The organism is Elizabethkingia occulta (assembly GCF_002023715.1).
In the GTDB taxonomy this organism is placed as follows: domain Bacteria; phylum Bacteroidota; class Bacteroidia; order Flavobacteriales; family Weeksellaceae; genus Elizabethkingia; species Elizabethkingia occulta.
On record NZ_MAHX01000015.1, the window covers coordinates 63,036 to 75,800 of the forward strand.

The 12,765-nt window shown below is 36.2% G+C and carries 10 protein-coding genes; 4 read left to right on the plus strand and 6 right to left on the minus strand.

Features of this window, described 5'->3' with window-relative positions; translation table 11 throughout:
- Position 1: 1 nt before the first annotated feature.
- Positions 2–1,459, plus strand: coding sequence for a sensor histidine kinase (locus BAZ10_RS09735; protein ID WP_078771903.1), 1,458 nt, complete (start codon positions 2–4; stop codon positions 1,457–1,459).
- Complete coding sequence (locus tag BAZ10_RS09740) at positions 1,459–2,148, plus strand: tRNA1(Val) (adenine(37)-N6)-methyltransferase (RefSeq protein WP_078771904.1); 690 nt, start codon at positions 1,459–1,461, stop codon at positions 2,146–2,148. Before BAZ10_RS09735 ends, BAZ10_RS09740 begins: the two co-directional genes overlap by 1 nt.
- 55 nt (positions 2,149–2,203) lie before the next feature.
- Here BAZ10_RS09740 and BAZ10_RS09745 read toward each other — a convergent pair whose 3' ends face one another.
- Both BAZ10_RS09745 and rpmH read right to left on the minus strand, forming a co-directional pair.
- On the minus strand, positions 2,204–2,914 hold the full coding sequence (locus BAZ10_RS09745; protein ID WP_009094372.1) for a cell division ATP-binding protein FtsE: 711 nt from the start codon (positions 2,912–2,914) through the stop codon (positions 2,204–2,206).
- 171 nt (positions 2,915–3,085) lie between these two features.
- Positions 3,086–3,241: a 50S ribosomal protein L34 gene (gene rpmH / locus BAZ10_RS09750; protein WP_009085498.1), complete on the minus strand. Its 156-nt coding sequence runs from the start codon at positions 3,239–3,241 to the stop codon at positions 3,086–3,088.
- A gap of 150 nt (positions 3,242–3,391) precedes the next feature.
- On the opposite strand from rpmH, the gene BAZ10_RS09755 reads away from it, so the two are divergent.
- Complete coding sequence (locus BAZ10_RS09755; RefSeq protein WP_078771905.1) at positions 3,392–4,396, plus strand: DHH family phosphoesterase; 1,005 nt, start codon at positions 3,392–3,394, stop codon at positions 4,394–4,396.
- 116 nt (positions 4,397–4,512) lie between these two features.
- Positions 4,513–7,611: a TonB-dependent receptor gene (locus tag BAZ10_RS09760; protein ID WP_078771906.1), complete on the plus strand. Its 3,099-nt coding sequence runs from the start codon at positions 4,513–4,515 to the stop codon at positions 7,609–7,611.
- A 66-nt stretch (positions 7,612–7,677) separates the two neighbouring features.
- On the opposite strand, the gene BAZ10_RS09765 is transcribed toward BAZ10_RS09760, so the two are convergent.
- The 4 genes from BAZ10_RS09765 to tilS form a co-directional block, all read right to left on the minus strand.
- Positions 7,678–8,445, minus strand: coding sequence for a hypothetical protein (locus BAZ10_RS09765; RefSeq protein WP_078771907.1), 768 nt, complete (start codon positions 8,443–8,445; stop codon positions 7,678–7,680).
- A 10-nt stretch (positions 8,446–8,455) separates the two neighbouring features.
- Entirely contained in the window at positions 8,456–9,211 is a 756-nt protein-coding gene (locus tag BAZ10_RS09770; RefSeq protein ID WP_078771908.1) for an alpha/beta fold hydrolase, read from the minus strand.
- Between the two features lie 138 nt (positions 9,212–9,349).
- Positions 9,350–11,401 (minus strand): protein-disulfide reductase DsbD family protein, encoded by a 2,052-nt coding sequence (locus BAZ10_RS09775; RefSeq protein WP_078771909.1) that lies wholly within the window; start codon positions 11,399–11,401, stop codon positions 9,350–9,352.
- Positions 11,398–12,699 carry a tRNA lysidine(34) synthetase TilS gene (tilS, locus tag BAZ10_RS09780; RefSeq protein WP_078771910.1) on the minus strand — a complete coding sequence of 434 codons (1,302 nt, stop codon included), beginning with the start codon at positions 12,697–12,699 and terminating at the stop codon, positions 11,398–11,400. The genes BAZ10_RS09775 and tilS overlap by 4 nt, the downstream gene beginning before the upstream one ends.
- Between the last annotated feature and the right edge of the window lie 66 nt (positions 12,700–12,765).

Here is a 12,765-nt window from a genome sequence, read left to right on the forward strand (position 1 = left end):
TATGGCTCTAGGTCAGAGAGGAATAAGTCTTCAACTTAAAATTTTTTCGGGGTTAATATTAGTGTCTCTGTTATGTGTTGCAGGGACAACTCTTATTTCTTATCTGGTGATTAGAAGAGTAGCGCAGGTACAGAATGAAACTTCCCTACAGAACAAATCTCTGGCGCTTACTACGGCATTGGATTATGCAATTGTCCATTCGCATGTTACGAAAGAGAATATTGCTGCTGAGCTTCGTTATAAACTGATGGAGATTTCGGATATCAATGGATTATTGGATATTATATTATACGACAGTAAAGGAAACTTTTTGGTTTCTAATAGAGATGCTTCGCTGATAAAACAGAAAAAAATACCCACCGAAGTGCTTAGTAAAATATTACGTAGCGAAGGTGGAGCACTGGATTTCAGGTTTTATGACGATAAAAGTAATGCTACAATTACATCTTCATACAGAATTCTTAGAGATGATCCGAGTCTGGAGTCAGAGCCTTTGGCAATTGCTTATTTTCCATCATATTATTTTAACAATCAATATGTAGATATATTCAATAAGCACCTTCAGTTTATTGTTTTAGTTAATGTATTTGCTGTGCTGTTAAGTATATTTATCAGCTGGAGAATTTCCAAAAATATTACCAAAACTATCACTTCTATTTCATCTAAGATAAGCGATGAAGGAAGAGACCTTAAGCCTATAAAGTATTCCAGTCGGGATGAGTTAAGTGTTTTGGTTAGAGCATATAACAGAATGATTTATCAGCTTCGGGAGCAGACACAGCTAAAGGCACAGGTTGAAAGAGAAAAGGCATGGCGGGAAATGGCCAAGCAGGTTGCTCATGAAGTGAAGAATCCTTTGACTCCTATGAAATTGACTATTCAGAATTTCGAAAGAAAATTTGATCCTCAGGATCCTGAAATAGAAAATAAGGTACATAAGATGAGCAAGGTGGTTGTTGAGCAGATTGACCTTATTGCAGAAGTTGCAAGTGCGTTTTCTGAATTTGCTAAGCTGCCCGAAAAAGAAGATACTATTCTTAATCTTAACGAGGAGATCAAGAAGATTGTAGATATATTCGACAAGAACGATATTTTTATACATTCAAATAAGGATAATATCATGCTGAAGTTTGATAAAATCTATATCAGCCGTATTATGACAAACCTTATTACCAATGCACAACAGGCAGGGGTTTACGGAAGAAGACCTATTATCAATATCGATCTTGAACAATTTAATAAAAAAGTAACCATTAAGGTAGAAGATAACGGAAGCGGAATCGAAAAAGAAAAACTGGAACAGATTTTTGAACCTAATTTTACCACTAAAAGTAGTGGGATGGGGCTAGGTCTTACAATGGTTCGTAAGATGATTGATGAATACAGGGGAACTATATCTGTGAAATCTGAACTAGGAAAAGGTACGCAGTTTACTATTAGCTTACCAGTCGGAATTTAATGAAGTCTTTTGTTTTTAAACAGTTTGAAATTCTTCAGGATAAAGAAGTTTTTCGTGTGGGTACCGATGGGGTTGTACTTGGAGCTTTGTGTAATGGTGAAGGAGCTGTCCGTGCTTTAGAGGTTGGCTGTGGAACCGGACTCATTTCTCTTATGCTGGCGCAGCGATTTCCTTCAGTGAGATTCGATGCTTTAGACATCAATACTAAAGCGGTAGAAATTGCAGGGCGAAATTTTAATAATTCTCCTTTTGCTGACAGATTAAATGTTGTTGAAATCAATTATAATGATTTTGTGTCTGCTGATAAATATGATCTTATTGTAAGTAATCCGCCTTATTTTGAATCGGAATCTTCTAAAGATCTTATCGCAAGGCATCAGGTATTACTGTCCTTTCAACAGCTCATTTGTAAAAGTGCCGTGCTCATTTCAGATGCCGGGATTTTATCTGTTATTATTCCGGGTGATGATGCTGAAAGTTTTATAAGTATTGCTAAAGAGAATGATTTACATCTTATTCGTAAAATTGATATTTATGGAATAAAAGGTGGGAAGTTAAAAAGAAATATTCTGGAGTTTTCCAGAAAATTATCAGAATTAGTTTTGGAAAAACTTGTTCTGGAAAAAGAAAAAAGAATTTATTCGGATGAGTATAAAGAGTTGACGAAAGACTTTCATCCGATGTTTTAAAAAATCCCGCTTAATATTACTAAACGGGATTTTTACATTATTTATATCATTTATCTTATTCGAAAAGTTCTGCAGTATTCATTACCGTTACTTTGCCATCTTCACAACGGATTGCTTCGGCTGGGTAGTTCTGAATCATGTGATAATCGTGTGTAGCCATTAGTACGGCACAATTACGCTCTTTTGAGATATTGGTTAATAAAAGCATAATCTCATTAGATGTTTCCGGGTCAAGATTTCCGGTAGGCTCATCTGCAAGGATTAGCTCCGGGTGGTTAAGCAAAGCTCTGGCGATTGCAATACGCTGTTGCTCTCCTCCTGACAACTCATGTGGCATTTTGTGCTTTTTAGTCTTCATACCTACACTGTTTAGTACTTCGTCTATACGGTCAGTGATTAATCTTTTATCTTTCCAGCCGGTTGCCTGAAGTACAAAAATCAGATTCTTCTCAATAGTTCTGTCGGTAAGTAACTGAAAATCCTGGAATACAATACCCAACTTTCTTCTTAAAGGAGGAATGTCGGATGTTCTTAATTTAGATAAGTCGAAACCTACAACTTCTCCAATACCTTGTCTTAATGGAAGATCTCCGTAAAGAACCTTTAAAAGTGAGCTTTTACCGGAACCTGTTTTTCCAATAAGGTAGCAGAATCTTCCTTTCTTAATGTTAAGGTTAACATCCGAAAGTACTGTGAAGTTTTTCTGAATTATTTTGGCATTCTGAAGAATGATGACATCGTCACCATGCTCGTGTTTATGTGGCATATCTTTACTTTTAACAATTGAAATCAGCAACTGGTACTGATTTTAAAGGCTAAAAATACAAAAAACTTTTTTAGAATAAATGAGTTTTTGTACAAATCAGAGTATAAACAAATAAAAATGCCTGAAGTAAAGAATACCTCAAGCATTTTAAAATCTATAATAATACAGAAATTATCTCTTAGCTCTAGACGCGCTAACAGTTAATCTCTTTCTGCCTTTAGCTCTTCTTGCAGCCAAAACTCTTCTACCATTTGGCGTTGACATTCTTTCTCTGAAACCGTGCTTGTTTCTTTTCTTTCTTTCTGATGGCTGGAATGTTCTTTTCATTACCTAAGTATATTTATAGTTAGTAATATTTCTATTGTATATTTTCAGACTGCAAATTTATGTATTTTTTATTAACCTGCAAAAATATTTTTATTTTTTATTAGGGAATGCTGTTAATATCTTTGCAGGATTATATTTTAAAGACCATCTATGTTTTCAAACCAGGAACTTTCCGAAATAAAAAAACTACTTCAACCTGATAAAGAGATTGTTATTGTTACTCATTATAATCCGGATGGAGATGCTATTGGTTCTAGTCTTGGACTGAAACATGCATTGAAAAATCTTGGAATTGACGCTACAGTAGTAGTTCCGAACGACTTTCCGAAGTTTTTAAAATGGATGCCAGAAGCCAAGCAGGTTATGGTCTCAGAGTTTAAAAGAAAAAAAGTTGCAGAGATATTTCATAATGCCGATGTAATTTTTTGTTTAGACTTCAATACACTTTCCAGGATCGGATTTATTGGTGAATGGATTGCCAGATCATCTGCTGTGAAAATCCTTATTGATCACCATCAGATGCCTGAGAAATTCGATTATGTTTATTCGGATACTTCAATTCCGGCAACTTGTCAGATGGTTTATCATTTTTTAGAAGCTTTAGGACTAGATCAGTATATTTCTGAAGATAGTGCAAGATGTCTTTATACAGGTATAATGACAGATACCGGGGGGTTTCGCTTCCGTTCCACAAGTGCAACAACTCATAGAATTGTTGCTAATCTTATAGAGAAAGGAGCAGATCCTGCGCAGATTACTTCAGATACCTGGGATACGAATACAGTAAGTCGTTTGCATTTGCTTTCTTTAGTTTTGGGGAGAATAGAAGTTGTAAAAGATGGGGAGGTCGCAATCCTATGGCTAAAGCGTGAAGAAATGGAGCGTTTTGGTTTTGAAAAAGGAGCGACAGAAGGCTTTGTAAATTATGGTCTAAGCGTATTAGGTGTAAAAATGTCTGCCTTTTTTATGGAAGATATTCAGGATGATTTTATTAAAATATCTTTCCGCTCCAAAGACGATTTGGATGTAAACTTGTTTTCCAGAAGCTATTTCGGCGGCGGAGGGCATATTAATGCAGCTGGAGGACGCTCTGAATTGTCTATAGAAGATACTTTGGAACGTTTTAAAAATATTATCGAAAAAGAAGATTTCTAAATCTTGTTAAACATACGTTAAAGAGTAGGTGTGATAAGTTAATGATTCCTTAAAATTAGCTTATCATTCCCGCAAAATACGTGGGGTACTTTTGTCCGGATTATATAAAAGTATCTATGAAACGTATTAACGTAGCTCTTGCATTTATGCTGCTAAGCTTTGGAAGCATGAGTGTATATGCACAAACAACACAAGCTTCAATCCTGGGGCGGGTAACGAGTCAGAGTAATGCACCGCAGACAAAAGCAACTGTCAAGATTCTTAATGAGTCTACCGGCTTTTCTACAGAAACAGTAACTAACTCCAACGGGGAATATATATTTAAAGAAATTCCTTTAGGTGGTCCTTACAGGGTTTTTGTAAACGGGCATGAAAGAAAAGAAGGTTACAACGTTAATTTCGGTGATCAGCTTACTGTAAATATTAATCTTGCAGATTCTGATGAAAAAAATATCAAAGAAGTTGTTATTACCGGGAACCTAAAAAACAAAGTAGGTAATCTTGGTTCAGCCACTGCAATTACTGCAAAAAATATAAGTGTACTACCTGTTAACGGACGAAACTTTGCTAATCTTACAGAGCTTTCTCCACTAAGTGGGAAAAACGGAAACCTTTCAGGGCAGTTAGGTTCTTCAACAAACTTTACAATTGACGGGATGACCGCCAAGAATCCAACTTCCGCAGGAGCAACAACCAGCAGAAGTGGTGCGCCATATTCTATCTCTATTGAAGCTGTCCGCGAATTTAAAATTACCACAAACCAATACGATGTTACTTTAGGAAGGAGTGGGGGCGGAACTGTAAGTGCAGTCACAAAATCAGGTACCAATACATTTACGGGAAGTGTATTTGAATATCAAAGAGCAGGATGGCTTACCAGTGGTTATGACATCAGAGGGAACAGAGTGAAAAATGATTACTCAACTTATCAGTTTGGTTTCTCTTTAGGAGGTCCGATCATTAAGAATAAATTACATTTCTTCATGGCATGGGATCATCAATTAGATAGTAAACCTCTTATTATTGCTGATGTACAGACCAGAGAAGATGCACTTCGTTTCAATGTGACAAATGAGAAGCTAAATGAAGTGTTGGGAATTGGACGAAAAAGTTATGGTGTTGGGAATACACCTCAGTTTGGAACGTTTGACAGAACAAGAAATTCTGATGCCGGTTTTCTTCGTTTAGACTGGCAGATTAGTCCAAAACATTTATTGACGTTAAGGAATAACTTTACGTATGATTTTAATAAGAATGGGCTTGCAGATAATACCAATATTAACTTTTACGAATCTTATGGTAATGACAAAAACTGGGATAATAGTTTATTGTTAACATTAAGATCTAATTTTAGCCCTTCAATAACTAATGAGCTAAAGTTCCAGCATTTATATACTTTCCAGAATAGTTACCAGAATGACGAATTAGGACATCCTGTTCCGCGTGCTATTGTAGAGCGTGTAGCCTCTACAATTGAAGGAACTAAACTTAATACAAATATTCAGATGGGAGGGCATAGGTTCGGACAAGAATCTTTTAAAAATAATGTATACCAGTTGGTCAACAACCTTTATTATAATACGGATAAAGTGAAGTATACTTTTGGTGTAGACCTGATGTATACACGTGCTAAATCTGTTTACGGAAGTGAAGTAAATGGTAGGTTTCATTTCGATGGAATAGATAATTTCAAGAATATGACTCCTTATAGATTCTACAGGGAGGTACCGTTGTTAGATGATCCTTCTGTGAAGTCCAGTATTTGGAATTTAGGGTTCTATGGCCAAATGATGGCAAAGATTGCGACAGGGCTAAATTTCACAGCAGGGTTAAGATTTGACTACGGTGGTTATCCTAAAACAGAACTTAATCAGAAATTGTATGATGAAATGGGGATCAGAACAGATAACAAAATTAAATCTTTCGTTATTCAGCCAAGAGTTCAGTTTGACTGGGATATCAATGAAAATCATAAAGATTTCATCAAGCTTGGTGGTGGTGTATTCTCGTCCGATATCAACAATTATATGTTGATTAATAATCTGTACTTCGATGGAAGACATTCTGCAACAGTAGATGTTGACCCAAGAACTATCTCGGGTTTTACACCAGATTTTATAAACTATAGAAAGGATTATTCAACAGTTCCTTCATTAGCGCAATATCAGTTGCCAACAATTAATTATACAGGGAAGGATGCTAAAATTCCTATTATTTACAAAGCCAATATTTCCTATAGCCACTTCTTTACCGAAAGATTCCGTGTAGGACTTGCTGCTTATGCTGCATTCGGAAGAAATAACTATTTCTACTATGATAGAAATATGGTAGATAAGCCATTCTTTACATTAGCGAATGAGGATAACAGAGGTGTTTTTGTGCCTGTTAATAGTATTAACACCTCGAACGGGAACTCTAATTGGTTGGATGGGGTTATTAATAAAAAATTCGGAAGAGTCTTGGAGCTTGTGAGTGATGGTAAAGTAAATCAGTATTCCGTAGTTTTTGATACCAGCTTCAAATATTTCAAAGATGGGGAAATTACAGCAAGTTATACATGGGCAGATATTAAAGACAATACTTCTTATAATGGTAATGTAGCAAACTCTGCAACTCTTTCTACAATGGTGAGCAGTGATCCAAGAGATCTTAGGATGGGTTATTCAGATAATCAGTTCAGACATAAAATAGTTGTATATGGTAATTCTCCAACTTTTGAAGGATTTGTTATTGGGGTTAGATATGCCGGAATCGGAGGGACCCGATTCTCGATGACTGCAGGAGGAAACATCAATGGAGACTTTGTAAACAGTAATGATCTTGCTTATGTATTCCCTAATCTTACAGCTTCGTTATTAAGTGATCCGGAAGTTGGGAAAGCTCTTAAAAATTATATCAGCGAGTACAACGGTAAAATAGCTGAGAGAAATGGCGGGATAAATAGTTTCTATGGAGTCTGGGATCTTAGAATAGCGAAGAAACTAAAATTTGAAAAAGTAGGAAATCTTGAATTCTCTGTGGATATTTTCAATGTTGCAAATTTACTCAACAAAGAGTGGGGAGTAAACAAATCTTACGGAAATACAAGTTTATATAAGATTAAGAACTTTGATCCTAATACTAAACAATTCATATACGAATTGAATACAAAAGGTCTTCCTCCATTATCGGGGAATCCATATCAGATTCAGATAGGAGTGAGATATTCTTTTTAAAATTTTTTATAATTCATATTATTAGTTCAGAAAATAGACCGGAATTTTCCGGTCTATTTTTATTATTTAAGGTTCGTCGCAATCAGCTTTTAGTTTGGTGAATATTTTATCAAAACTTGTAAATATTTTTCCGTCTTCCTGTATAGCAGGCCTGAAACTACTGTTAGCACAATTATGGAATCCTATTCCAAGAAGATCAATCAAGGCATAATCATCTTTCTGTGGCGTTTTTAATTTGTTATTAAATTCTTCGATTACTCTTTTGGGGTCATAATTGAGTTTGCTTTGTGCTTCAATATGAATTTTCCATGCATCATACATCTTCTGCTTGTCAGGAGAGGTTACCGCATCAACATAGCTTTTACAGGTTTCATAAAACTGGCTCTTTTTCAGAATAGAAGGATCCGAGTATGCCAGAAGAAGGGTTTTGTTCAGAAGGTATTCACCCTCGAAAGCCTTAATTGTTTCTTCGCGCAGCTTTTTCCATATAGGAGCATCTATTATCTTTAGACTATATAACTCTTTTTTCTTTTCCTGATACTGTTGCTCCAGTTGCTCCAGATACTTTACTTTATTTTTACGGATGTCTTCCAGATCCGAAAGTTTGAAAACAGTGTGACTATCGAAATGAACTCCACCGTATTTATACAGGAGCTTGTGCACACCATCAATCTCTTCTTTTTTATACTTGGCCGGATCATAGTAGCCTTTATTATCACAATTGAAAGTTTGATAAGAATAAAGAACCAGATTGCTTTTTTTCTGGGGAAGTTTTGTCTGTCCCCAGCTCATAGCAAATAGTCCGAGACAAACGCTAACAATAATTTTTTTCATTTATGTAATTTTATAATAATTCGGTTTTGATAATTTCGGTACAAATCACTGGCTTCTCCCAGTGCCCATTGTGTCCGCAATCCAATGTGTAAGCTTTTATATTACTTCTGTCCGGAAGGTTTTCCATAACCTGTCCGCTGTTCACAGCATTGTCAAAGCGTCCCGAAAGAATTAGGATTTTTGCCTCTGATTTTTCCAGAATATGTCTTTTGTCTGTACGCTCAATCATTCCTTTTACCGAAGCAAGCGCACCTTCGCGTGGAGTAGCCAGAGCAACTTGCTTGGCATAGTCAATCTTATCACGAAGTTGTTCTTTTTCATATGGGTTAAATAAGTTTGGAACACCTGCTGCTACATACTTATTATATTCTTCCATAATAATGCGGAATGATTTTCTTCGGGTATTTTTCTTTTCTTCAGTATCTGGGAAGTATGTAGAGAAGAAAAGTGTGATTGATTGTAAATCGTCCGGATACATTTCGGCGTATGCCAGAGAAACATAACCACCCATGGAATGTCCTAATAAATGTATTTTACCATTAACAAGGTCTTTCAATGTAGTTTTCACCTCTGTAGCCATCAGTTCCATGGTCTGCACTTCTGCAGTAAGTTCTGACTTTCCGTGGCCTGGTAAGTCTATTCGTATTATCCTAAAGTGTTTCTCCAGTTCAGGAAGCATGTCATACCATACTTCGGTACTTTCCATAACACCATGAAGTAAGACTAAAGTCTGATTACTATCTCCGGATATTTCGTAATGAAGCATTATAAATTCTTTTTTTACGAAAATACAACTTTAGTCTGGGAACAAAAAGCTGACATATGTTTTGCGGGAAAAGTGAGAGAGGTTTGAAAAAAAAGCGGCCGGAAATTTTCCGGCCGCCTTTAGCATCAGAATGCTATATTATTTATTCTTCTTGTAGTAGCTGATTCCGCACTCTAAGAATTTTTTAAAGTCTTCTTTAGGCATATATCCTGAAACAGGAGCGTTTATAACTTTCTGGTCGGGTGTTACCAGCACATAATGCGGCTGAGAGTTATTATTAAAGTTTACTTGTTGGAACATAGACCATTTGTCTCCAATTGTTTTAATCTTCTTTTTCTGGCCATTCCCCATATCTATGGATGTTTGCTGGTCAGCAGGAAGCTCCTCTTTGTCATCTACATAGACAGATGCCAGGATAACTTCATTCTGAATAATTGGCAGAATGTCTGCTTCACTCCATACAAATTCCTCCATTTTACGGCAGTTTTCACAACCATATCCGGTGAAGTCAATCAGTACAGGTTTGCCTTCTTTCTTCGCCAATTCTATTGCTTTGAAGTAATCATGCTCTGGTTTTAGCCCCAGAATACCATCTTCTTCACTTTTGTAAAGACTCACATTCATAGGAGGTAAAATACCGCTTAATGTTGCCAGTCTTGGTTTTTCAGAAGGTAATAAGCCCGGAATTAAATAGAGAATAAACCCTATTCCCAGTACACCTAATATTTTTCTGGTAATGGATATTTTAGGATTTTTATCATCATGCGGGAATCTTATTTTCCCGAATAAGTATAGCACTAATCCAATTGTAATAATAATCCATAGTCCTATAAATACTTCTCTTTTCAAAAGGAATGTTTTGGAAACCAAGTCTGCTTTGGAAAGGAACTTTAATGCTAGTGCAACTTCTATAAAACCTAATACAACTTTCACAGTATTCATCCAGCCACCAGATTTTGGTAATGACTGTAATGCTTGTGGGAATAAAGCCAGTAATCCGAAAACAATAGCCCATGCCAGACCAAATCCACCTAAAGCGAAAGTTAATAATACCGGAATATTTTTAGCACTGGAAGCGACGCCCCCCAGTAAACTTCCCAAAATAGGACCTGTACACGAGAATGAAACAATAACCAGCGTAAGAGCCATAAAGAATATACCGACTATACCTCCGGCTTCCTCTGCTTTTGCAGATTTGTTAGCAATCCAGTTTGGCAGTGTGATCTCGTAGTATCCGAAGAAACTCAGTGCAAAGAATAAGAATATTGCAAAGAAGAACAGGTTTAGCCATATATTGGTAGATATATCGTTGAAAATATTTCCGCTGATACCATCCAGAATATAAAACGGAATACTCAATGCCACGAAAATAAGCAGAATGAAAAGTCCGTAAATAATAGCATTTCTTTTTCCCTTTGCTTTGTTAGCTGCTCCTTTTGTAAAGAAAGAAACAGTAAGTGGAATCATTGGGAATACACAAGGTGTAAGAAGGGCGATAAGTCCACCAAGGAAACCAAGGACAAATACCAATCCGTTGCCGGAGTCCTCTTTTACCTGCTCTGTTCCACAATCTACCAAAGGTTTTCTGAAATCCAGACTGTTTACTCTGATTCCGTCTGTACTTGCAGGCATTTTTACTTCCACATCGGCAGTTGTGCCGGTTTCGGTAATTGTTGTAGATGCAGGCATTGTATCCTGTGCTTTAATCTCTTCCTTTTCATCAGCTTTAGCTTCTGTGGTTGCAGCAACCTCTTTCTCGAATTCTAAAGTATTCGGAGCAAGACAAACACGGTCATTACAGGTTTGGAAAGTAATTTCTGCGACTACTTTAGCGGCCTTTTTAGGATCTTTTAATTTGAACTTCTGAATAAATTTAGCAGAATTGGAATAGTATACAATCTGGGCTCCGAAAGCCTCGCTAAACTCTTCAATTTTTTTGCCACCTTCACGGAAGCCTCCAATAGTTTGTATGTCTTTGGAGGTCACTTTCATTTCGGTCGGGATACCACTGTCCGGAGGTAAATCTTTGGAATAAATATGCCATCCACTCTCCATTTTAGCAGTTAATACTGCTTCATACTCATTATCACTAACCTTGTTTAGTTGGTAGGTCCATTTTACTACATCTTTAATCTGGGCACTAAAGCCAGTGTATACAAATAGTAAAAATAGCCAAAGCCATTTTTTCATAAATACAAATATATTTTTGGGTTATTGTTTTCTGGCAGAAATCTTCCGTCTTGTCGATAATTGATGATTCCAACGACATTTTCCTCCGAATCTGAAAGTAGCCAGACTTTTTGCCTTGCTAAAATAGAGATTTTTTCGTCTTTAAAGAATTTTGAGACTAACTTTTTGCCTTTCATTCCTTTAGGGTAAAAAAAATCCCCGCTTTTTGCTCTGCGTAATTTTAATGGTAAAACTACCTTTTGAAGATCGATTTCCCAATAAGGTTTCTGATTTAGTTTATCTTCAGAAAGTAACATTTTTTCAGGAAAGTCAATTGCTTTACCTGGGGTCAGAATTATTTCCTGTATTGGTTCTCCCTCAGAAATATTCTTATGGGTTATAATAAGTTGATCTCTGTGAATAAAGAGATTGAACGTATTTCCTTTAAACTGACTTCCTGAGCCAGACTCGAAAATCTTTTGTTGTTCAATGGAATTTGTAAATCCATATTTTTTCAAAATTTCGTAACGAACAAAATCCGTCTGAGAAGCTAATTTTTCTTTATCCAGAACGAGTTCATCATTTGTTTCAGAAATAATGATATCAGCAAGTATTTTTTGAAGTTGCTCTTCAATAAAGCTTTTTGCCTGATTGAGAAAAGAGATACTCTTATCAAAATTCTCCCAAAAATGAGGATTTGTTTTCTCCATTTCAGGGGAAATGTCATGCCGGATTTGGTTCCGAAGGTAGTCTCTGCTCAGGTTTGTGTGATCCTCCCGGAAATTAACACTGTTTTCCTTCGCAAATTTATAGATATCTGCTTTCGTTATATGAAGTAGGGGACGGAGTATTTTGTTGTTGTTTTCCGGAATCCCACTTAGACCTGTAATACCAGCAGCTTTAGAAAGATTGATAATGAAAGTTTCCAGTTGATCATTCAGATGGTGTCCCATTACAATAAAATCCAGCTTTTGTTCTTTTAGAAGGCGGAAGAAAAAGTCATAACGTATTTCCCTGGCCCATAGTTCTATTGAATTTTCAGGTTTGTTGTCCTTTTCAGATACATCATATGTATGAAGAATAATATTGTGCTGTCTGCAAAAATCTTCAACGACCTGCTGATCCAGATTAGAGTCCTCTCCACGCAAATGATAATTGACATGAGCTGCTTCAAAAGAAATTTCTGCTTTCAAAAACAAATCAGCCAGGACCATGCTGTCCGCACCACCACTTAGAGCAAGCAGAAACGACTGAGTTTCTGTAGTGTTATGAAGACTTTGTAAGTGTTCTTTCAGATATGTAGATGTTAGCTGGGGCATATACAGGTTTAAACAACAAAGGTAGGATTTTGCTAGTTGCAAAAATAATCTGAAATTTGTTAAATA

Excerpts from the sequence above, each read along its gene's own strand:
- BAZ10_RS09735 (WP_078771903.1), top strand. The coding sequence starts at position 2 with ATGGCTCTAGGTCAGAGAGGAATAAGTCTTCAACTTAAAATTTTTTCG.
- BAZ10_RS09740 (WP_078771904.1), top strand. The coding sequence starts at position 1,459 with ATGAAGTCTTTTGTTTTTAAACAGTTTGAAATTCTTCAGGATAAAGAA.
- BAZ10_RS09745 (WP_009094372.1), bottom strand. The coding sequence starts at position 2,914 with ATGCCACATAAACACGAGCATGGTGACGATGTCATCATTCTTCAGAAT.
- rpmH (WP_009085498.1), bottom strand. The coding sequence starts at position 3,241 with ATGAAAAGAACATTCCAGCCATCAGAAAGAAAGAAAAGAAACAAGCAC.
- BAZ10_RS09755 (WP_078771905.1), top strand. The coding sequence starts at position 3,392 with ATGTTTTCAAACCAGGAACTTTCCGAAATAAAAAAACTACTTCAACCT.
- BAZ10_RS09760 (WP_078771906.1), top strand. The coding sequence starts at position 4,513 with ATGAAACGTATTAACGTAGCTCTTGCATTTATGCTGCTAAGCTTTGGA.
- BAZ10_RS09765 (WP_078771907.1), bottom strand. The coding sequence starts at position 8,445 with ATGAAAAAAATTATTGTTAGCGTTTGTCTCGGACTATTTGCTATGAGC.
- BAZ10_RS09770 (WP_078771908.1), bottom strand. The coding sequence starts at position 9,211 with ATGCTTCATTACGAAATATCCGGAGATAGTAATCAGACTTTAGTCTTA.
- BAZ10_RS09775 (WP_078771909.1), bottom strand. The coding sequence starts at position 11,401 with ATGAAAAAATGGCTTTGGCTATTTTTACTATTTGTATACACTGGCTTT.
- tilS (WP_078771910.1), bottom strand. The coding sequence starts at position 12,699 with ATGCCCCAGCTAACATCTACATATCTGAAAGAACACTTACAAAGTCTT.